Here is a 20520-nt window from a genome sequence, read left to right as displayed (position 1 = left end):
CTAGCCGCCCTCCTTGAGCTTGCGCCTATGCAGTAAATAAGCAAAGAATGGCGCCCCGATTAAAGCGGTCACGACGCCTAAAGGAATTTCCTTTGGTGACAGGGCCGTTCTCGCGAGCGTATCTGCCCATAAGACAAAGACTCCGCCTCCTATGGCCGACAGAGGGATAATTAACCGATAGTCCGGACCAACCAGCAATCGAATCAGATGCGGGATAACGAGTCCCACGAAGCCAATAACACCGGAAACGGAGACGGCCGCCGCCGTAAGCAGCGTCGAGCTGATCAATACGATCAGCTTCGTCCGTTCCACGCGAATGCCAAGATGCGCCGCATGCCGTTCTCCCAATACGAATAAATTGAGCGATTGGCCGTACACAAGAAGCACAGGCAGCCCAATTGCGAGAAACGGAAGCAGCATATAGACATTGTCCCAGCTCCGCATGGCAAGCGAACCCATCAGCCAAAACAAGATTTGATTGACTACGCCCTGCGACAAGGACACCATGAACGATACAAATGCGCCAAGAAAGGATTGAATGATGACCCCGGATAAAATAAGCGTTTCGATTTGCATGATGCCCTTGCTGCGGGACAGCCAAAAAACGCCCAGAAGCGTAATCGTTCCGGTACTGAACGCTACAAGCGGAATCGTCCACATACCCAGCGCAGTCTGCAGGCCGAACAAAATAATAAAAGCGGCGCCCACCGAGCTTCCTGAGGCGACGCCTAACGTATAAGGATCGGCCAGCGGATTGCGCAGCACTCCTTGAAAGCCGGTCCCTGCAAGCGCGAGGCAGGCGCCGACCAGGACTGCCAGCAATACGCGCGAAAGGCGAACCTGCGTCACGATCGCTACTTCTCCCGATGTATACGCAACGGGTTTATCCGCGAGCCAGGGCAACTGATGAAGCAGGATGCCCCACACATCACGGACCGAAATCCCTGCCGAGCCTATAGACAAGCTTACTATGATAGAAACAGCAAGAAGGAGCATAGCTGCTCCTCCATACCAAACGAGTTTATATGTCATCTGCTTATTTTACGAGATCCGGGTGAATCGCTTTCGCAAGCTCAAGCAAGCCGTCGGCAAGACGCGGTCCAACGCGTACGAGCGGATCATTGGTCACGGCATGCAGCTGCTTGTTTTTCACCGCGTCGATCACATCCCAGCCAGGGCGGCTTTCGATGCCGGCGACGATTGGATTCGGATCCACTCCCATGTCAGGATAAATAATAATTTGCGGATTTTCAGCAACGACTTCCTCTGCGCTAACCTCGTACCAATCCGGCTTAACCGCAGAAATATTTGTTCCTCCTGCGATCGTTAACAGCTCATCGAGGAAAGTTCCGGCACCAACGGTCCAGCCGGGAGAAAACTCGAGATACACCTTCTTCTTCTCGGCATCCTTGACGGCGTCCGTCACCTGCTGCTTCACGGAGCGCATATGGTCTGCCGTTTCCGCCGCTTCCGCTTGCTTATCCATAATATGACCTAAAAGCTCGATTTTGGCAATAACCGCATCATAGGTTTTCGGTTCGGTTGCGAATACGGTAATGTTTAATGAGCGAAGCTGAGCAATCGCATCCGAGTTCATTGAAGCGGAAGCAAGAACCAGATCCGGATTCAGCGCGGCAACAGCCTCGATATTGGTCGTCATATCGCCAATCTTCTGCTTCGAGGCTGCTTCCTCCGGATAGTTGCTCCACTCGTCAACGCCGACGACCTGATCCCCGGAGCCGATTGCAAAAATCGTTTCCGTTTCACTCGGGACAAGCGTAACGACCTTCGCCGGCGCTTGCTCGAAAGTCATCTCCGTACCCGTATCATCCGAAACGGTAAGCGGGTAAGCGGTAGCGGTAACTGTCGGCGCCGGCTCACTCGTTGCTGCCTGCTCCGTGTTTGCTGCTGATTGATTAGGCTCATTCTCCGTCTTGGTATTTGCTCCGCATGCTGCCGTAAAAACGAGCATCAGCGTCAAGAGCAATCCAAGCAACATCTTCATTATACTGCGGTTGACTGAATTCATCCTTCTCTCCACCCCTATAAATAATTTCGTATAAAATAAAAAAAGCATCTCTGACAATGTGCCAGAAATGCTACTATACGCCTCATTAAAAACAAAGCGAAAAGCTTCTCCAACACCTCCCTAAGTCCACGTAGGTTCAAGCGTTATTTAAACAGGCAGGTCTCCTGACTCGGAATACGCAGCCGATGTCTTCCCAAGGCATAGCCTCAGTGACTGTATGTCGGCGCGCTGCAATCGCCAAGCGTTAGCTTGCGATGCCATTCCTTACAGTGGCGGGTCCGTGCCGGATTTTCACCGGTCTTCCCTATTAAGCTTCAACGAGAAACGAAGCGAATCGTGTGAATAGCTTTCTTCACACTCTCTCGTATCAGCACCTATTTATTCACTATGAAATTATCAGTAGTTACTATACACCGTATTTTCTAATTTGTCCAATAGCCAATTAAGGAGTTTTTGCCGTTCTGGTTCGTACGTTGTCAGCATAGTAAACTTTATATGCATCCACAAATAAGGGAGGTCGTATTTCCGAATGCTTCCGCAAAATAAACCGTTAGCTCCTCGGATAAAGCTCGCACTCGCCATCATAATCCTAGGCATGGCGATTGCTTTCTTGCTTACCTGGCTCTTTTCCGGCAAGGAAACTGCACCCCAGATTACGGAGCATGCCTTCGAAAGCGGGAATCTCATTTGGTCAATCGAGGGCTATCCAGCTAAGGCGCTGCATGAAAATACGTTCTCGTTACATGTAACTAATCTTAACGGGGCTCCGTTTGAAGGAGCTGACTTAGCAATTAAACTGGATATGCTCGGCATGGTTTGCGGAGACGTGGAGTTTCAAATGACAGAGGCGGCTCCCGGCAAATATACCGGCGAAGGCATTCCTTTAATGCCCGGCATGTGGAAGGCTACTTTAACACTGGAAGCCGGTAATCAGACGTATACATTAGAAAGACGCTTGGAAGCCGTCCATTGAACGCTCCCTACCAAAGCCAAGGATTTATGCTTGGTATAATTCCATTCGCGGCAAGGCCGCGCAGAATCGATAATAGGCCGACCGCTATTGCAGTTATGACGCCTGCTCTCCGCATGAATCGGCGCCACTTTCGATCGGCGAAGGACGCCAGGAAAGCGGCTGCCGCCAAAGCCGGGAACGTGGATAAGCCGAACAAAGCCATCACCAGCGCTCCCTCGGCTGCCGATCCGGTGCTCGCAGCCGTCATTTGCATGGCATACGTCAGCCCGCATGGCAGAAATCCAAAGGCGACTCCGGCAGCCAGCAAATGCAGCGACTCCTGACGTCCGCCGCGTCCGGCGTTGCCGGCAAGCCTTTTGTGCAGCAGGTCTGAAAGCCGATTCATCAGCGGCAGTTGAAATCGGCGCCAAAGCCACAGCAGCAAGAAACAGCCGCCAATGATCGAAGCAAGTCCTTGGACGCCCGCAAGCTTTCCTGCTAAATCTACGAATGATCCGACAGCGCCCATGAGAGCGCCCAATAAGGCATAGGAGAATATACGGCCTGTATTGTATAGGAGCATCGAATGGCGAACGTGCGCTGCGGATTGCAAAGTAACAGCAGATACAATGCCGCCGCACATGCCGATGCAATGCGGCGCACTAAACAATCCAGTCATTATAATAAGTCCGAGCTGCTGCCAGGTGATCGTCATGACTTAGCTCCAACCGTACGCCGCAACTGCCCCGTTAAGCGAAGTGCGTTGCCCACGACAGATACGGAGCTCAGCGCCATGGCCGTTCCGGCCATCCAAGGCTCGAGCAGCCCGAACGAGGCGAACGGGATGATGATGACATTATAGAGAAAAGCGAACGTTAAGTTTTGGCGCACATTCCGAATCGTAAGCCGGCTAATCCGAATCGCTTCGGGTATGACCTGCAAGCGCGAGAAAAGCAACGTCATGTGGCCGGCACTTAGCGCTGCGGCTGTACCGTCCCCCATAGCAATGCCAACATCGGCCGTTGCCAACGCAGGAGCATCATTCCAGCCATCGCCAGCCATCGCAACTCTTTTCCCCTGATTTTTCAGCTTTTCCACGAGCGCTGCCTTTTGCTCCGGCAGCATCGAAGCATGCACCTCGATAATGCCCGCAGCCTTGGCCGCTGCTTGCGCCGGCGACTCGTGATCCCCGGTCGCAAGCAGTGCGGTTACGCCTAGCTTCTTCAGTTCCCTTACCGTTTGTCTCGCATTATGCTTTATGCTGTCGCTTAAAGCGATGACGCCGTTACATTCCCTTTCTACAGCTGCATAAAGGACGGTTTCTCCAGCAGCCTCTCGACTTGCCGCGAAAGCTGCCGCTTCCTTACCGACCTTCCAGCCGCGCTCTGCCGCAAACCGGGCATTGCCGACCGCGAACCTCTGCCCTTCAATCACGGCCTCGACCCCACCGCCCGGGATGAAGGCTTGCTGATCCGCCTGCGGAATGACAAGTCCGAGCTTACCGGCTTCCCGTTTAATGGCAGCGGCCAATGGATGCGAAGATCCAGCTTCCGCCGCGGCCGCTAATCTCAGAAGCGAGGAGCGGCTGCCTTTTACTGCCAGCATCGCGCTAACGCGGGGCTTACCTTCTGTCAAAGTCCCCGTTTTATCGAATATTAGAGTCTGAATTCCAGCAAGCCGCTCGAGCGCGCCCGCTTCCTTCGAAATAATGCCTTGCTTCGCCAGCCTGCCCGAAGCAATGACCAGTGATATGGGCGCCGCTAAGCCTAGCGCGCATGGACATGCCGCCAGCAATACGGCGATAGCGCTCACGAACGCGCGGCTCCAGTTGCCGGGATCGAGTAAGACTCCCCACAAAATAACCGTTATAAGAGCAAAGGCTAACATAACCGGCACGAACCAGCTCGCGGCCGCATCCACATTTCGCTGTATGGCCGATTTCGAGCGCTGCGCTTGCCGTACAAGCTCTTGAATGCGATTAATCATCGTATCATGTCCGGCCGCATCCGTTCGAATGCGCAGACATGCGCTCTCGTTACGCGTGCCCGCCCACGCCGGATCTCCTTCCCGCTTCGTGACCGGCAAGCTTTCGCCGGTCAGCAGCGACTCATCCGCCGCTGACAGTCCGCCGATAACGATCCCGTCCACCGGAATAACCTCGCCCGCTTCTACGATCACGATGTCGCCAGCCCGAACGAATTCCGTTTGAATGCGCACGACTGCTCCCGCACGCTCGACTGCGGCGAGCTGGCTTTGGGGTATGTTGAAGCCGTTCGAGCTTTGCTGGGCACGGAGCGACGCTTTGGTTTCTATATATTTTCCAAGCACCACGGCTGTAATAACGACTGCCGAGGTTTCAAAATACAGAGGAGGCGCATGAGCGGCCGCGGACGAAAGCGGACGAAACAACCCGTCTTGAAAAACGGCATAATGGCTGTAAAAATAAGCGGCCGTCGTGCCGATCGCGACCAGCACATCCATATTCGCGCTCCGCTGCCGCAAAGCATGGTAAGCGCCAAAATAGAAAGGCATGCCAATCACGAACTGAATGATCGAGGCAAGCGCCAATTGCAGCCATGGCAGCGTTAGCCACGCCGGAACCGCCGCAAGCAGCGGCTCCAGCAGCGGAATATGCTGCAGCATGCCGGTTAAGAGCGGCAGCGTAAGCAGCGCAGACACAGCAAGCCGCAGCTTTAGCGCAAGATGCTCCTTATGCAGTCCCTCGCGCGCGGTCTCGTTCAATAGCGCTTCGAAGCCTAATTGCTTAACGCGCTCCGCTATTTGAGCGGGTCCGAGCACGCCCGGAGAGTACTGTACCCAAGCCGTACGCAGCGGAAAGCTGACCGCCGCCATCTCCACGCCTTCCATTTTGCCTACGGCCTTCTCTAATCTTGCCGCGCAGGCCGAGCAGCTCATTCCTTGTACCGCAAAATCTATCGTCACGCTATTATCGGTTTGCTTAGCTTCGCTATTATGCTCCAAACGCCGCACCCGCCTTCCATTCATCGCATTCCCCAGCCTGTACCTCTGCGTTTAACTATATGACAGGCAGACGAAATGCATGAATGGAACCTGAGGCTACATTCTTTTCGGCGTCGGCAGGCCGAGCATTTCAAGCGCTTCGCGCATCGTTTCCTTATAACGTTCCGTTATCCATAAACGAAAGCTTTGCTTCCCGCTATCCGCTTTCAATATAGGGCATGTCGCATAGAAATGGTTAAACATCGTAGACAGCTCATATACGTATGTGCACAATTGATTGGGAGCGAGCTCCCTGATCGCCGATTGCCGCGTGTCCGGCCAATAGGCAAGTTGTCTGAGCAGACTGCGTTCCTGCAGCTCCAACTGTCCGCACGGAATCATGTCCGCCTGTAACGTCGCAGACACCTTCGACTTTTCCAAAATGCTGCAGGAGCGGGCATACGAATAAAGCAAATAGACGCCTGTATTGCCTGATACCTCCGTCGCCTGCTCGAGATCGAATACGACCTCCGTCTGCAAATGGAACCGCAACAGATAGTAACGGATGGATGCGGCCGCTATCGCACGGCTGGATAAACCGGCTTTGCGGGAACGTTTATTATCAATGATCTGTTCCATTCGCTTCAGAAAATCCGCGATTTTTATCCCGATCCCCTGCCTTCCCGACATCGCGTAAGCATGCTTGCCCTCCGACGTATCGATTCCGAGTCCCTTAGCCGTCTCTGGACTTAGAGAAACAACGCCGTAGCTGACATGTCTAAGATTCGCGGCCTGCTCGGTGAAGCCCAAAGCAAGCAGTGCTTGCTTCACCATCGCCTGCGGGTATTCCTGTCGCTGATCGATGACGTTAATAACCATATCGGCATGACCGATATTTTTTCTTATGCCGCTTGAATGCGTGGTCCAGAGACCGTCTGAAAACTTTTTGTAACGGAAGTCTTGATCCAGCACTCCGAACTTCCATAAATGATACGCAATATCCTTCGCCGTATAAGTCAAGATGCCATTGGAGCGTACCAACACTTTATCGGCTTGATAGTCTGCCCAGTCTAATGAGCCGCTTCCTTGTTCCGACTGCTTCAGCACCCAGCAGCCCTTCAGCTTTCCATCCTCCTCTTGGCGAAAGATCGACGTCCGCTTCAGAAGCTCGAAAGCGCGGGACCAGAAGCCTTCCCTTACGATGCTGCTCTCCCACACTAGAACATCGTAGGTTATGCCGAATTGCTTCATCTCCTCGACATGCTCGCGGACGATTCGTTCCGCAACTAACAATCCCATCCAGGCAATATTGGAATGCCCCTCCTCCAGATGGGTTAGTACGTTCGTGCGCTCTTGCAGAAGCGCTGGCTGAGTCTTGTAGGCTTGATTGATTTTCGAATACGTCTCCCAGCAAAAATCCCCGAATCGTTCGTACGGCTGCTTAGTCGCCGTATTCAAAATGCCAACGACCGTATCCGCCAGCTGGTTTCCAAGATCATCGATATAATTATGCACCTCGACCTGATAACCGTCCTTAACCAGCATCCTCGCCAACGTGTCGCCAATGCAAGAGTTGCGCAAATGACCGATGTGAGCCGACTTATTCGGGTTAATGGACGTATGTTCAATCAGCACTTTCCTGTTTGAACGTTCTTTATCGCGCAATTGCTGATTGGATGGCTTCGCCCAATGTTCCCAGTTGAGATGGAAATTAAGGAACCCGGGCGAAGCAACCTCGATTTTGTCGATGGCAGGGCTCAGGTATGGATGACCGTTCAGCTCCTCTTTAAAAGCATTCGCGATTTGAATAGGCGCTCGCTTCAGCAGCTTGGCAAGCTGCATCGCAATGTTGCTGCTATATTCCCCATGCTCGGGGTTAGCCGGATGTTCGACCGCGATTTTCAAATCATCAGGGCGCAGCAGCTTGCCCTCTTTTAAAATTTGTAGTGTAACCTCTTCGATCGCAGCCGTAATTTGATTGCTAACCATCGCTTATCCCCCATTCCATAAGTCGAAAAATAAAAAAGGCCCCCGTCTCTGAAATAAGAGACGAGAGCCGTGAAGATCCCGTGGTACCACTCTAAGTGTCAGGCCTGCAATAGACCTAACCCCTCGCTTTCGTAACGGTCATTGACCGGATTTGCCTACTGCTGCAAGACTGGTTCGGCAAACCATTTCCTGGGCCCGCTTCCTCCAAGACATCCGTACCGGCTTCCACTAACCCGGCTCGCTGCAACTATCCGTCATGGACTACTGTCCCATTCGCTAATGTTTTTTTTGAATTTTCATTTTTTTCTTAAGAGTATTTATACAGCAATCCAAAGCGGGTGTCAAGAGCGTGCATTGAGCTCAATAATATTATGGTCAGGGTCCATAATAAAGATTTGCGCAAACCCGGTAATGCTATCCGGATTGGCCTTATACTCTATCTTACGATGCTTCAGCCAAGATATTGTTCTATCATAATCCCGTACCCGAATAGCGAAATGACCGTCCCGCGTATCTATTCCTCGTGTGCGTGCAGTTTCCCCATTATGAACGATTAAATGGAGCTGCTGGCCATGTTCGCCAATCGCATACCATGCGCCCGGAAAATCGAAGGGCGGCCGCTCGATTTGCCGTAAACCTAATACATCCTCATAAAAAGCTTTCGCATGCTCTAAATCGGAAACGATTAAGCTGACGTGGTGTATACCTTCATGCTCAATCATCGGTTATGCCACTCTCCTAACCATGATCACTATTCGCCTAGAGCGACCTCTCCGGCCCACGCAAGCATTCCTCCGGTTACGTTAACAACCTTATAGCCTTGGGCATGAAGGAATTCGCATGCTTTCCCGCTGCGCCCGCCGCTTCGGCAAATGAGCACAATTTCTTGATCGCCTTGCTTAAGCTCGTCCATACGTTCTTGCAGCTCGGACAACGGAATGCTGCGAGCTTCCTTGATATGGCCCGCTTCCCATTCATCCTGTTCGCGCACATCAACGAGATTAAGAGCTTTGCCTTCTTTCAGCCGGCTTTCCAGCTCAACCGTTGTCATTTCTGAATACATTGTAATCATCCCTTCAAGCACTGTTGAATTTTATTATTGGTTTGAAAGAATTGTACCGCGTGAGTGCACCATTGTCCATTCCCGGCACTCATTAAAATGAGACAAACCGCGATATCATGAACGACAGTTCCATTCCATCGGGTTTGCCTCACTATACATGATACATGCCTTCACGGACAACCTCGTAATCGATATCGATGGCCACAATCGCATTGGCTCCGAGTTTTGCGCCTTGATTTTTATTTCTAGTTAAGCTCTCTCATGGATACATCGATGAGCTCATCCGTGACTTCTTCTACTCTAATGCTCACACGGACTCCGAATTCTCGAGAATCCTTGCGAAGCCACAGTACGAAGCTCTCCTCCGCCTGTCCGTTCGCCAGCTTCCTTCTGCCTTCATATTTGTAGTCCACAATGGATGCGTTTCGATACGCCTTTGACGTTTCCTCCATCGCCAGCCTCCCCCACTTTGCGTAGCTTGGCTGTGCATGCAAGGCGGCTTCCTCGGTCGATATAACTTCTGAGTGCGTAAGGCTTAACAATACGAAAACAGCCTTCATTACGATATGACGTAACAATTTACAACCACCTCTCTAGCAGCATGAGATGGTCATAGGGTCACCCAATGATTGGCGTACTATTCGTTATAAACTTTTAATATTGAATCTTTCATCAATGATTTCTTTAATTAAATCGGTAGTAACATCTACAAAATGATCCACTTCATCAATCGAAAAATACTTAAATACGTGGCTGTTTTCTACTGTATTGTTTAAATAAAAATCTGTGATACGCCTGATCTGTATTGCTATTTGTCTATTAGGAAAAAAGGTGAGGTAACCATCTGGAAAGTCATTAATATGCTGGAACACATCTATGAAAATGTTCTTATTATGACTTCTTAAATAAACGAAATCTACGCAATACTGATCTTTCTTTATTAACTTTGAATATTCTGGAGTTCCCAGTATTTCTTGATAAACCTGCTCTTTCTTTTTTTCTTGAAGCAGCTTACTCCATTTTACATCGGTTATAAGATGAGCATAGTAACCTAAATAAAAAGCATTTTGTTTATTTGTAAAATTCAAATTAGTATCCAACAGGTATTCGTTAAAAAATAATTCCGGATTTATTGTACTGTTCTTTTTAAAGTGGGTTACCGTTTTCGGAGGATTATACCCTGGTTTAGTAGGCAACCCGCAATCCGGTCCTATATTTCCTACTAAAAATCCTTCTTTCTCAACAAACAGCCCTTGGCCGATTAGTTTTTCTGCGATTCTTAAATGCGTCATCCATGTCGCCACACAACTCTTCCTTTCAATCTTTTTTATGTTACTTCTGCTATCACGATATGGAGACTTGTCTGACGTTGGCACGGTAATTGACTATCGGCAAGGTGAGGTCTATTTTACGCTTATTTTTATAAAATATTAAAGAAGTTGAATGACGGAGGTGTGACCATGCTTAATGCGGCACAACGCATTATCAAGATTGAAAAGGAATACGGACGAAAAACAATAGGTCCTGACAAGGTTTACTATATGGTTAAAAAATCGATTCAACGAAAAAAAGCGATTTCCGTCATTCGCCTTGGTGATGTGATGGCCAAGCTACTGGCCCGACAAAACATACAATCACTTAACGATGTGTCCGCGTTTCTCGGAATCCAACTACCGCTATCTTCGAATTTTCGCAAGCAATTGATTTGGGCTGTGCATACTTCCGATATAGTAGGACTGTCTCACTTTGAACAAAGCATTAAGCATATTAAAGCGCACATGTCCCGATCGGAATGGTCTCCACGTCTCGTTACGGATTCTTTCATTAACGATCAACTTTATGAAAAAGGCTACCTTCATGATTTGATTCGCCGCTATCGTGTGGTCTTAGTGGGACGTGCTTCAGAAACTGCAGCCCGACAATTAAAACAGCAAGGGCTGAAAGCGGAGTTAACCATAAATCTCGAGAATGCGGAACAAATTCCTCTCGTCATGCAAAAACTGAAAGCTCACCAGCCGCAGTATGAACTAGTTCTGGTAGGCGCCAGTGTCCCAGGCCGAATTCTATGCGCCAAAATAAAATCGAAGCTGAACGTGACGGCGATCGAAATCGGCCATATCATGGACGCGTTATCCAATCCGAAGGTTTGGACTGAAGAGTCCAAAAACCGGACGTGGTTCAAACAACGTTATTTGCGCAATCAGTCAAAAAACTCAGAGTAACCTGTTTTCGGTAACAATGAGCTATGCCTGGCTTGGCTAGGCGCGCGAAAAAAAAGAAAGCCGCCTCAAGGTTTTCAACCTTCGAAACAGCCTTCCCTATTTCGACTTATTGAACTGCAGAACTACGCTTCTTCGGCAGCACGCGGTTTTTTCTTCCGGTTCAAAAATTCATAAACGACCGGTACGATGATAAGCGTGAGCAGCGTGGAGCTCGTCAAACCGCCGATAACCGTTACCGCCATCCCTTTGGAAATAAGTCCGCCGGATTCGAAGCCGAATGCAAGCGGGAGCAATGCTCCGACAGTAGCGATCGCCGTCATGAGAATCGGACGAAGACGCGTACCCGCCGCTTCAAGCAAGGCTTCGCGGACGGAAAGTTCTTCTTTCTCCTTCTGGATGACGCGGTCGATGAGAACGATCGCATTCGTGACTACGATACCGATCAGCATAAGCGCTCCGATCATCGCCGTAACACTGAGCGTCTCACCGGCTATAAGCAAGCCGACCAATGCACCGATAATCGTGAACGGCAGCGAGAACAAAATCGCGAACGGTACTAAAGCGCCGCCGAACGTAATGACAAGAACAAGGTACACAACCGCGATAGCCGCAAGCATCGCAAGTCCAAGCTGTGTGAATGATTCGTTAATCTGCTCCGTAACGCCGCCCATTTCGATATCGACGCCGGCCGGCAAATCGGTTTCATCGATCATTTTTTGCAGCTCTGTGGAGACCTTGCCCACATCGGAAGCCGTCACCTCCGCCGAAACTTCGGCGTAGATGCGATCATCGCGTCTAGTAATCGTATTAGGTGATTCACCTTCCTCGATCGTGACAACGTCTTTAAGAGCAACCTCCGTGCCAAGCGGAGAAGTGAGCTTCACATTTTCCAAATCCGCTTTTTCTTTATATGTTTTCGCTTCTACCTTGACGTATACATTGAACTGCTCGCCGTCCTTCTCAATAGTCGTTAGAACAGGACGTTCACGCACAGGGTTTAAAGCCATTGCGATTTGTCCGGCAGAAAGCCCGTATTGACTCAATTTCTCTTGATTAGCAACTAGTCGATATTGCTCATACGTTTCAGATAAGCTGGAACCGATATGATTCAAATCCTTGTTATCTTTGAGCTTCGTCATTAATTCATCAACGACTGGCTGAAGCGACATCATATCCGGTCCAAATACGAGCATGGAAATACCTGAACCGCCTAGCCCGCCGCCCGCAAAGTCCTGCTGCTTCCATTCTCCTTCACCGCCCAGCTCCTGCAGCAACGGTACGATTCTTTCTTTCTCCGCTATAAAATCTGCAAAATCGTCCTCATAGCTGAGATTGAATAAAGCTTGCTTCGAAGCGCCCGGACTGAACGGATTTTGTCCTCCAACCGCATATTGCACAACTGTTATGCCGTCACGGCCAAGCAGCTGCTTCTCGGCTTCAAGCGCCATTTCCTCAACCTGATCGCGGGTTTCGCCCGGTGCAGGGTTATAGGAGACAACCATCATCTTCTCTTCGTCGCCGGCAAGAAAACTTACGCCAATAACCGGAACAATGAACAAGCTTCCCGTCAGCATGACAACAGCCAAACCGAAGGCGACGAGCTTGTGGTTAAGTGACCATCGCAATACGCCTTTGTACCATTCCGCCAACCGGCCCGGCTTTTCGTGCTGCGCCTTGCCCGGCTTCAGCCCTTTTCGGAACATCATATGCGCTAGCATCGGAACAACGGTAATCGCTACGACCAGCGATGCCAAGAGCGCAAACACGATGGTTAAGGCGAATGGCAGAAAAATTTCACCGATCATGCCCGACACGAGTCCAAGCGGCAGAAATACGGCAATTGTAACGATGGTCGATGCCAGAATCGGCACGAACATTTCCCGCGTAGCGTCAAAAATGAGCTCCTTGCCCTTCAGCTTCTCCGCCTTAAGAGCCATCCGGCGATACACGTTCTCGATAACGACAATAGAGTCGTCGATTACCCGGCCGATAGCAACCGTCATCGCGCCTAATGTCATAATGTTCAGCGTTATGTCCATTTGACCAAGAATAAGAAGCGCAATCAGAATGGATAACGGGATAGATACGACTGCAATAATGGTGGAACGGATGTCACGCAAAAAAATCATAATGATGATGACAGCGAATAAAGCTCCAATAATGGCTTTGCTTAGCATCGTGTGTACGGATTCCTCGATCGGTTTCCCTTGATCAAGCGTCGTTACGAACGATAGGCCTTCGTTTTTATTCTCGAGCACTTTGATTTCTTCTTTGACCTTGTTGACCACGTCAACCGTATTGGAATCGGCCGCTTTTACGATATTCAAGCCGATCGCATTTTTGCCGTTTGTGCGGGATACGGATTCTGCCTTGCCGACAATTCTTAATTCCGCGATATCGCTAAGCTTAACGCCTGGCACTATGATGAGATTATTCAAATCCTCCTCCGTCGAGATATTGCCGTCAACGACAATCGCTTTCTCGGAATCGCCGAATTCATAAATGCCAAGCGGAACGGAAATGGCTGAAGCTTGAATCATGCCCTTGACCCGATCCTCCGTCAAACCCAGCGGAATCAGCTTCTCCTGATCAATCGCCAATTCGCCCTCCATCACGTTTTGACCTGACATTTGGACGCTTGCTACACCATCGATACCTTGAAGGCGAGGCAATACATTATTCTGTACTTCCTTCGTAAGCTGCTCCAGATTCAGGCTCTCGTTAGACAAGCTCAGCGATAGAACCGGGAATGCATTCAAGCTGATGCGAGATACGGTCGGCCCCTGTGCTCGGTCGGGCAAGGATAACTCCGAAAGGACGTTTTTCACCTCCGCAGCCGCTTTCTCCATATCCGTTTCGTAAGTATATTCGATCACGACCGATGATGCATTTTCATAAGAGGTTGAGCTGATGACATTAACGCCGTTCAAATTACGCGTCCGCTGCTCGATCGGCTTCGTAATTTCCTCCATGATTTCCTCAGGTGCAGCGCCCGGATATACCGTAGTTACGGTTACGATTGGTACCGTGATGTCCGGCAATGTCTCCATCTTCATGTTCATTCCGGAATACAATCCGGCGAATAACACGAGCAGCGTCAAAATCCACAAAGCAAATTTGTTGTTCAGCGAAAACTTAATAATACTTTTCAATACATTCCACTCCTCATCCTCTGTCTATACTTTAAATCGATAGCCTACGCCCCAAATAGTCTCGATATATTGAGGCTTAGAAGGGTCATGCTCAATTTTTTCGCGCAGCCTGCGAATATGCACCGTAACCGTAGCTGCGTCGCCGTTCGAATCAAGCCCCCATATACGCTCGAACAGCTCCTCCTTTTCAAACACGCGGTTGGGATGAGAGGCAAGCAGCAGAAGCAGCTCATATTCTTTCGATGTCAGCATCGCTTCCACTTCATGAATCATGACCCGCCGTGACGGTTTGTCTATAAATAAGCCGCGAATGCGAATATGTTCGCCGCGCTCCGCTTTATCCGCAGTGAGCCGCTCATAACGGGCTAAATGGGCTTTTACCCGCGCTACCAGCTCGCTGGGACTAAAGGGCTTCGTCATATAATCGTCGGCACCGAGACCAAGCCCTCTAATTTTGTCGATGTCCTCCTTCTTGGCCGTAACCATAAGCACCGGAATATTCACCGTCTGCCTAATCTGGCGACAAATTTCAAACCCGTCTATTTTAGGAAGCATAACATCCAAAATAATAAGATCGAACTGTCCCTCCAGCGCCTTCTGGAGTCCGACATCCCCCCTCCCTTCTATGTGCACGGCAAATCCGCAGCTTTCCAAATAATCGCGTTCAAGCTCGGCAATGGCCTTCTCGTCTTCAATGATTAAAATTTTCTTCATGATCGCCCACCGTTTTGACTGGCATCGATTTTGGGAGCTTCAAACAGAACCGGGCACCGCCCTGCTCCGCATTTTCTGCCCAAACCATGCCGCCATGCCCTTCAATAATTTGTTTAACAATGGCTAAACCGAGACCGCTTCCGCCGGTTTCCGAATTACGTGATTGTTCAGCACGATAAAAACGCTCGAATATATGCGGCAAGGCATCTTCATCGATCCCTGGACCCGTATCTTCGATTACAATCAAAACATCCTGCTCTAGCTCCTTCACTTTTACGACAATCTCTTTCATCCGTGTCTCCGTTTGCTGACCCATATATTTCACGCAATTGTTCAAAATATTCGTGAACACCCGGCTCAGCTTATCCGGATCAGCAGCGATCATAAGCGGGGATGCTCCTTGAAGCTCGTAAAGCAGTCTTACGCCTCCGTCTGGAGATCGAGCTTTGAGAAAAGAAACAGTTCATCAATCAGCTGATCCATATCCGTCGCTTTAAGGTAAATGGTCTCCATATAACGTTTGCGTTTCTCTTCGGTATTGGCAATGCCATCCATAATGCCCTCGACATAACCTTTTATTGCTGAAATCGGCGTCTTTAAATCATGTGAAATGTGGGACAACAGCTGTTTTCGATTTTCTTCATATTGCAGGCTCTGGTCAATCGAATGCTTCAGCCGGACTCTCATCTCCTCGAAGGCGATGCTTAGCTGTCCGATCTCGCCTTTCGTTGTCGCAACGACCGTATGCGATAGATCGCCTTCCTTGATTTGAAGAGCGGCGGCCTCAAGCTTTTTGATCGGGCGAATAATGCTCCTGGATACGAAATAAGTAAGCAGCAGACTTGTTAAGCCGATAAAAGCTAAACTGAATGCAGTTCCGATCGGCCGCCAGTAAATAGGAACGGAATCGACGCGTCTTAACCATACTGCTCGTCCAATCCCCCCATCGGGATAAGTGAAGTCCATGATGTCCGTTTCAAAACGGAACGAATTGAACGTAACTGTAGGCGGCGGCTGTTCCAGCAGCTCTTGCCAATTCTGACTAGGTGAGACTTGTCGCAGAAATGGAGCAACGGAAGTGATTTTCCCTTCACGTGAGATAAGCAGCCCTGCCCACAGCTCACCAAGCCTCTCTTGAATCCCTCTGACATATTCCGGCTTCTCCAGCTCGCCTGCATCATTTCGCAGCACATAGGACAATTCTCCGTATATGAGAGCTTGGTAATAAGGCTCCTTGTCTTCCTTGTGGAAGTATTGACGAACATCCTGAATGCCCCCTGCATAGAAAATGAAAATCATAAACGCGCTCATTAATATGAATGGTACGAACACCATCGACAAGCCCTCGTTTAATTAACTGTATTATAATTTAGTGTTATTAAATGTTAATATCATTTATTTAATAGTGACAATTAAAGCGTTCATGCGCTACAGTGAAAGGGAAAGGAGTTTTCGTTGAGATGGAGCAAATATCAGTATCACAGAGGTTATTGTTTACGACTATAACGATTATGTATTGGACCTCAATGTACGTTTATGTCCCAACCCTATCGCCTTATCTTAGCGACCGAGGACTATCTCTTCAATTAATCGGTATCGTGTTGGGCAGCTACGGCTTCGTGCAAATGTTTGTCAGGTTTCCGCTTGGCATATTATCCGATCGTTTAGGCAAACGAAAGCCGTTTATTTTGCTTGGCATGCTCACTGCTGGATTTAGCTGCTTGCTGTTTCTAATTCCGGGATTATGGATATGGCCGCTGGCAGGCAGGCTGATGGCCGGTGTATGCGCTTCGACCTGGGTCGCATTTACGGTGCTTTATGCCAGCTACTTTGGGGCAGGACAAACCGGACGGGCAATGGGCAATATTAGCGTCATGACCGTCTCCGGACAAATGATCGGCATGCTGCTGAGCGGTTGGTTAACGGAAGGCTTTAGCGAGAATGCCCCATTTAGCTTGGGAGCCATCATTGCCGGTATCGGGCTTCTGCTTGCTTTCATGCTCAAGGAGCCTCTTGCGGAGCTGCGAGATCAGCCTGGAATGTCTTTTGCCATGATCCGTAATGTTGTACGCACGAGGACGCTGCTGCAGGTATCCTTGCTCTCGATTCTTGCTCACGGTGTTTTGTTTATAACGATGTTTGGTTTTACGCCCTTAAAGGCGGAGGAAATTGGAGCTGGCGGGTTCGGGTTATCGGTCGTCGTATTTGCGTTCATGCTGCCTCATGCGTTCGCTTCGCTCGTTACAGCGAGATGGTTTACGCCCCGCTTCGGCTATTGGGGCACGATAGGGACCGGCTTTGTTCTTAGTACGCTATGTACGGCAGCTATGGTTTTCGCGGACTCCCTCAGCATGCTTGCGGCAACCCAGGCTATTAATGGATTTGCGCAAGGCTTGCATATGCCTCTGCTGCTCGGGCTTGCGATTCGCGATGTAGAGCCTCCAGGCCGTGCAACCGCCATGGGTCTTTATCAAGCGCTTTATGCAATCGGAATGTTCACGGGTCCATTCTTAGCAGGCTGGTTGAACGAGGGCTGGGGCTTGAATGGCGGCTTTTTGTTCGGCTCGTTGCTCGGTGCGGCTGCAGCCATGCTCGTATGGGTGTGGGCGAGACAGGAACATAAGGTCCTGATGCTATCGACTAATCATCTCCAGTGAAACAGGCATTCGAAAGTCTCATCCAGATATTTATGATTGTGTTTCGGAGTATTTTCCGTTTGGAAGCACCATTCTGTTTGTTGACGATCAGGACAAAAACTTGCGGCAAGCAGCTTCGCTGGGCTGGCGAACGCTGCTTGCCGCTGAGCATGGGGAATGGATATCGCGGGTAAACCGTCTTTTATTGCAAGAAAGCGGTTAGGAACAGCAGCAGGCTGCTGCAGACGGCAATTAGCAATAATATCGCGTCAGACCGGTTAAAGCGAAGGAGGAAGCCATAGGTCGGCCTTGCCTTCGCATAGCCGAAGCCCCTCGCTTCAAGCGCGTCCGCCATTTGCTCCGCTAAGCGGAGAATGGACCGTACATATGGAATAAGAATGGATCGGAGCATGGATACCGGGACCGTTTTCAAAGGCGTGACCGCCTTCCCTCTTGCATGGGCAAGCTTCGCAAACCGCCCCCACTCACCCGTTAACAGCGGAATAAACCGAAATATAAGCGTAACGAGCAGCGCGAAGGAATGAATCGGCACCCGCAGACGGCTGAGCCAACCAAAGGTTTGCTCGATCGCTCGCTGAAGCCGCATCGGTGTCATTAATTTAAGCATGGGCATGCCGAGCAGCATAATAAGAAGCAGCTTGCTAAACCGAATGAAGATAGGAAATGCCCTCTCCCCATCGAATGAGATTGGGGCAAGTGAAAGGCCGCCAATGACACATAAAATGGCAATCATAATCGCATATGCACGAATGATCCGAATCCATGGCCAAATAAGCGAACGAAACGGGATCAAAAGTAAGATTGTAAAAATGCCGGCAATCGCTAATTCCAAAAAAGTTTTTTGCGCAAATATGGCTGCTGCGAGCAGGAAATATACGACAATGAGCGACCGGGGATCAAAGCGGTCGGATCGTAAAAGCTCCCGTGCGGCCGCGGATGGTACGCCGTTCCTATTGGCTGACGATGGTCCAGCAGCTGATTCTGACTTTCCACATGACGCAGCTGCAGATACGGCTCGTACAGCTGCGCCAGCCCGCTCGCGCGGCTTTCGCGCAAGCTCCGCCGCCAGCGCCGCCGCGACCTCCCGCGGCGCCGGCCACGGCGCCCCGCCGCTCCGCAGCGGCGCCTGCGGCGGCAAAGCCGCCTCCGCGCGCAGCTCCGCCAGCGCGCGAAGCGCCTGCGGCGCAGCTGCGGCATGCGCGATCGCCGCCGCAGCCGCCGCTTCGCGGATCGTGCCGCCGCTGACGACGGCGACCGCGTCCGCGAGCGGCAGCAGCGCGTCGAGGTCGTGCGTGGCAACGACCGCTCCGCGCCCCGCCGCCCTGTGCGCTTCCAGCACCGCGCACAGGCGGCGGACACCGACGGCATCGAGCCCCGCCGTCGGCTCGTCAAGCAGCAGCCATTCCGGCTCGCATGCCAGCAAGCAGGCAAGCGACAGCCTTCGCTGCTGCCCCCCGCTGAGCGTCCAAGGGTCACGCTCAAGCATCTCGATCGAAAGCCCTGCCTCCGCAAGGGCGCTTTCCATTCTTTGCTTTGCAGCTTCGGGAGCCACTTTATATGGCTTTAAGGAATACAGAAATTCATCCCTTACGGTCGACGCGAACCATTGCGATTCCGAGCTTTGCATGGAAATGCCGAGCTTTAATGCCACTTTATGATCAAGCCTCTTTCGGCGGCTGTCCATTATCCAAAGCGAAGCCTCGCCTAACCGAATCTCGCCTTCGCTCAACTGCCGGATTCCCGTCATCGTTTCGAGAAGCGTGGATTTCCCCGCTCCATTTTTTCCGATGAGCAGAGTAATTTGTCCTGCCTTAAAAGTCAGATTGACATCTGAGAGCAGCAGCCGTTTATCGGTTCCTTCTGCGTATACCGAAACATGCTTCAGCTTCCAATCATCGCTCATAGCGTTTCACCGCCTCCGCCAGCATTTCCGCCGTAAACGGAAACGGGCTTAACTTTACGCCTTCTTTCTCGAGCTCCCAAGCGACCTGCGCAGAGTAAGGAGCCTCGAAGCCAAGCTGCTCGCATATGCTTATCTGGACGCCCCCGGCCCCTCTGGCAAACCATTCATCCGCTTGTCCGTCGAATACGATGAAACCATCGTTCATCGCCACGACCCGATCACCCTGGCGCAGCTCCTCCAGCTTTTGCGTAATCCAAACAACTGTCACGCCGCTTTGATGAAGGGCTCTTACCTGATCTAACACAAAGCCTGCGGCCTCCGGATCAAGCATTGCCGTTACCTCGTCAAGTACGAGCAAGGGGGAATGCATAGCTAAACAACCGGCAATAGCGACAAGCTGCTTCTGCCCGCCGGATAACGTCTCGATCGGTTGATGCAAACGCTCTCCAAGACCAACCTTCCGGAGTACGAGCTCTGCCTCAATCGTAATCCGTTCAGCATCCAACTCATTTTGCTCTAACATGAGGACCACGTCCTCCCATGGCGTCGCGCCGATCATCGCCGCCTCGGGCTGCTGCATAACGATCGGAATAGGCCGTCCTTGGAACGGTGTCTTCATGCCTCTAACGATCTGACCAGTCATACCAGCCATACGGTAACCTGCAACCACCTTCGCCAGCGTGCTCTTCCCACTTCCATTTTGTCCAAGAAGAGTTATCCATTCTCCATCTTGGATACGAAAACTCACATCCTTCAGGATAGGTTGCGGCATCTGGCTTTCTACCATAACAGGCGGCGTTACCGATATATTCTTCAATTCAATTTGACAGCTCGGCTCCAAAAATTATTCACCCAACCTCTTCCCGAAAACCAATAGC

The 20520-nt window shown here is 50.6% G+C and carries 19 protein-coding genes, 1 riboswitch and 1 other annotated feature; of the genes, 3 read left to right on the top strand and 16 right to left on the bottom strand.

Going from position 1 to position 20520, the window contains the following annotated elements:
• Nucleotides 1-1032 carry a FecCD family ABC transporter permease gene (locus tag L1N85_RS01520; protein WP_235234163.1) on the bottom strand — a complete coding sequence of 344 codons (1032 nt, stop codon included), beginning with the start codon at nucleotides 1030-1032 and terminating at the stop codon, nucleotides 1-3.
• A 4-nt stretch (nucleotides 1033-1036) separates the two neighbouring features.
• Nucleotides 1037-2029, bottom strand: a complete 993-nt coding sequence (locus L1N85_RS01515) for an ABC transporter substrate-binding protein (protein WP_235234162.1) — start codon at nucleotides 2027-2029, stop codon at nucleotides 1037-1039.
• 137 nt (nucleotides 2030-2166) lie between these two features.
• Nucleotides 2167-2382, bottom strand: a riboswitch (cobalamin riboswitch).
• Nucleotides 2383-2558: 176 nt separating this feature from the next.
• Between L1N85_RS01515 and L1N85_RS01510 the strand changes: the two genes are divergently transcribed.
• On the top strand, nucleotides 2559-3002 hold the full coding sequence (locus L1N85_RS01510; RefSeq protein ID WP_235234160.1) for a FixH family protein: 444 nt from the start codon (nucleotides 2559-2561) through the stop codon (nucleotides 3000-3002).
• 7 nt (nucleotides 3003-3009) lie between these two features.
• Here the strand turns inward: L1N85_RS01510 and L1N85_RS01505 are convergent, their stop codons facing one another.
• The 8 genes from L1N85_RS01505 to L1N85_RS01470 form a co-directional block, all read right to left on the bottom strand.
• Nucleotides 3010-3696, bottom strand: a complete 687-nt coding sequence (locus L1N85_RS01505) for a sulfite exporter TauE/SafE family protein (RefSeq protein WP_235234158.1) — start codon at nucleotides 3694-3696, stop codon at nucleotides 3010-3012.
• Complete coding sequence (locus L1N85_RS01500) at nucleotides 3693-5963, bottom strand: heavy metal translocating P-type ATPase (protein ID WP_235234156.1); 2271 nt, start codon at nucleotides 5961-5963, stop codon at nucleotides 3693-3695. The genes L1N85_RS01505 and L1N85_RS01500 overlap by 4 nt, the downstream gene beginning before the upstream one ends.
• A 96-nt stretch (nucleotides 5964-6059) precedes the next feature.
• A complete protein-coding gene (locus tag L1N85_RS01495) occupies nucleotides 6060-7931 on the bottom strand; it encodes an arginine--tRNA ligase (protein WP_235234154.1) in 1872 nt (623 codons plus the stop codon).
• 53 nt (nucleotides 7932-7984) lie between these two features.
• Nucleotides 7985-8217, bottom strand: a binding site (T-box leader).
• A 55-nt stretch (nucleotides 8218-8272) separates the two neighbouring features.
• Nucleotides 8273-8653 carry a VOC family protein gene (locus L1N85_RS01490; RefSeq protein ID WP_235234152.1) on the bottom strand — a complete coding sequence of 127 codons (381 nt, stop codon included), beginning with the start codon at nucleotides 8651-8653 and terminating at the stop codon, nucleotides 8273-8275.
• Between the two features lie 29 nt (nucleotides 8654-8682).
• Nucleotides 8683-8994: a rhodanese-like domain-containing protein gene (locus L1N85_RS01485; protein WP_235234150.1), complete on the bottom strand. Its 312-nt coding sequence runs from the start codon at nucleotides 8992-8994 to the stop codon at nucleotides 8683-8685.
• A 151-nt stretch (nucleotides 8995-9145) separates the two neighbouring features.
• The gene (locus tag L1N85_RS27030; protein ID WP_328285133.1) at nucleotides 9146-9202 is read right to left on the bottom strand and encodes a hypothetical protein; all 57 of its coding nucleotides are present in this window, start codon (nucleotides 9200-9202) and stop codon (nucleotides 9146-9148) included.
• A 37-nt stretch (nucleotides 9203-9239) separates the two neighbouring features.
• Nucleotides 9240-9572 carry a DUF3889 domain-containing protein gene (locus L1N85_RS01475; protein ID WP_235234148.1) on the bottom strand — a complete coding sequence of 111 codons (333 nt, stop codon included), beginning with the start codon at nucleotides 9570-9572 and terminating at the stop codon, nucleotides 9240-9242.
• Nucleotides 9573-9638: 66 nt separating this feature from the next.
• Nucleotides 9639-10298 carry a zinc dependent phospholipase C family protein gene (locus L1N85_RS01470; RefSeq protein WP_235234146.1) on the bottom strand — a complete coding sequence of 220 codons (660 nt, stop codon included), beginning with the start codon at nucleotides 10296-10298 and terminating at the stop codon, nucleotides 9639-9641.
• 156 nt (nucleotides 10299-10454) lie between these two features.
• Between L1N85_RS01470 and L1N85_RS01465 the strand changes: the two genes are divergently transcribed.
• Nucleotides 10455-11216 carry a GT-D fold domain-containing protein gene (locus L1N85_RS01465; RefSeq protein ID WP_235234144.1) on the top strand — a complete coding sequence of 254 codons (762 nt, stop codon included), beginning with the start codon at nucleotides 10455-10457 and terminating at the stop codon, nucleotides 11214-11216.
• A gap of 122 nt (nucleotides 11217-11338) precedes the next feature.
• On the opposite strand, the gene L1N85_RS01460 is transcribed toward L1N85_RS01465, so the two are convergent.
• The 4 genes from L1N85_RS01460 to L1N85_RS01445 are packed head-to-tail and all read right to left on the bottom strand — an operon-like array spanning nucleotide 11339 to nucleotide 16417.
• Nucleotides 11339-14368 (bottom strand): efflux RND transporter permease subunit, encoded by a 3030-nt coding sequence (locus tag L1N85_RS01460; RefSeq protein ID WP_235234142.1) that lies wholly within the window; start codon nucleotides 14366-14368, stop codon nucleotides 11339-11341.
• Between the two features lie 24 nt (nucleotides 14369-14392).
• Complete coding sequence (locus L1N85_RS01455) at nucleotides 14393-15082, bottom strand: response regulator transcription factor (RefSeq protein ID WP_235234139.1); 690 nt, start codon at nucleotides 15080-15082, stop codon at nucleotides 14393-14395.
• Nucleotides 15060-15467 carry a sensor histidine kinase gene (locus L1N85_RS01450; RefSeq protein WP_235234138.1) on the bottom strand — a complete coding sequence of 136 codons (408 nt, stop codon included), beginning with the start codon at nucleotides 15465-15467 and terminating at the stop codon, nucleotides 15060-15062. The genes L1N85_RS01455 and L1N85_RS01450 overlap by 23 nt, the downstream gene beginning before the upstream one ends.
• Before the next feature lie 35 nt (nucleotides 15468-15502).
• Nucleotides 15503-16417, bottom strand: a complete 915-nt coding sequence (locus tag L1N85_RS01445) for a histidine kinase dimerization/phospho-acceptor domain-containing protein (protein WP_235234135.1) — start codon at nucleotides 16415-16417, stop codon at nucleotides 15503-15505.
• A gap of 125 nt (nucleotides 16418-16542) precedes the next feature.
• Here L1N85_RS01445 and L1N85_RS01440 point away from each other — a divergent pair, with 125 nt between their 5' ends.
• Nucleotides 16543-17739 carry an MFS transporter gene (locus tag L1N85_RS01440; RefSeq protein WP_235234133.1) on the top strand — a complete coding sequence of 399 codons (1197 nt, stop codon included), beginning with the start codon at nucleotides 16543-16545 and terminating at the stop codon, nucleotides 17737-17739.
• 181 nt (nucleotides 17740-17920) lie between these two features.
• Here L1N85_RS01440 and L1N85_RS01435 read toward each other — a convergent pair whose 3' ends face one another.
• Nucleotides 17921-19642 (bottom strand): ATP-binding cassette domain-containing protein, encoded by a 1722-nt coding sequence (locus L1N85_RS01435; protein WP_235234131.1) that lies wholly within the window; start codon nucleotides 19640-19642, stop codon nucleotides 17921-17923.
• Nucleotides 19632-20483 (bottom strand): ATP-binding cassette domain-containing protein, encoded by an 852-nt coding sequence (locus L1N85_RS01430; RefSeq protein ID WP_235234128.1) that lies wholly within the window; start codon nucleotides 20481-20483, stop codon nucleotides 19632-19634. Before L1N85_RS01430 ends, L1N85_RS01435 begins: the two co-directional genes overlap by 11 nt.
• Between the last annotated feature and the right edge of the window lie 37 nt (nucleotides 20484-20520).

It is taken from the genome of Paenibacillus alkaliterrae, from assembly GCF_021532375.1.
GTDB classification, from domain to species: domain Bacteria; phylum Bacillota; class Bacilli; order Paenibacillales; family Paenibacillaceae; genus Pristimantibacillus; species Pristimantibacillus alkaliterrae.
Note: the sequence above shows the minus strand (reverse complement) of the source record. Positions and strands in the feature narration are given on the sequence as shown.

What these genes read in the sequence shown, in the direction of transcription:
- L1N85_RS01445 (WP_235234135.1), bottom strand. Translation starts at nt 16,417, where the DNA reads ATGGTGTTCGTACCATTCATATTAATGAGCGCGTTTATGATTTTCATT.
- L1N85_RS01465 (WP_235234144.1), top strand. Translation starts at nt 10,455, where the DNA reads ATGCTTAATGCGGCACAACGCATTATCAAGATTGAAAAGGAATACGGA.
- L1N85_RS01440 (WP_235234133.1), top strand. Translation starts at nt 16,543, where the DNA reads ATGGAGCAAATATCAGTATCACAGAGGTTATTGTTTACGACTATAACG.
- L1N85_RS01450 (WP_235234138.1), bottom strand. Translation starts at nt 15,467, where the DNA reads ATGATCGCTGCTGATCCGGATAAGCTGAGCCGGGTGTTCACGAATATT.
- L1N85_RS01455 (WP_235234139.1), bottom strand. Translation starts at nt 15,082, where the DNA reads ATGAAGAAAATTTTAATCATTGAAGACGAGAAGGCCATTGCCGAGCTT.
- L1N85_RS01520 (WP_235234163.1), bottom strand. Translation starts at nt 1,032, where the DNA reads ATGACATATAAACTCGTTTGGTATGGAGGAGCAGCTATGCTCCTTCTT.
- L1N85_RS01485 (WP_235234150.1), bottom strand. Translation starts at nt 8,994, where the DNA reads ATGTATTCAGAAATGACAACGGTTGAGCTGGAAAGCCGGCTGAAAGAA.
- L1N85_RS01510 (WP_235234160.1), top strand. Translation starts at nt 2,559, where the DNA reads ATGCTTCCGCAAAATAAACCGTTAGCTCCTCGGATAAAGCTCGCACTC.
- L1N85_RS01490 (WP_235234152.1), bottom strand. Translation starts at nt 8,653, where the DNA reads ATGATTGAGCATGAAGGTATACACCACGTCAGCTTAATCGTTTCCGAT.
- L1N85_RS01495 (WP_235234154.1), bottom strand. Translation starts at nt 7,931, where the DNA reads ATGGTTAGCAATCAAATTACGGCTGCGATCGAAGAGGTTACACTACAA.
- L1N85_RS01435 (WP_235234131.1), bottom strand. Translation starts at nt 19,642, where the DNA reads ATGAGCGATGATTGGAAGCTGAAGCATGTTTCGGTATACGCAGAAGGA.
- L1N85_RS01515 (WP_235234162.1), bottom strand. Translation starts at nt 2,029, where the DNA reads ATGAATTCAGTCAACCGCAGTATAATGAAGATGTTGCTTGGATTGCTC.
- L1N85_RS01505 (WP_235234158.1), bottom strand. Translation starts at nt 3,696, where the DNA reads ATGACGATCACCTGGCAGCAGCTCGGACTTATTATAATGACTGGATTG.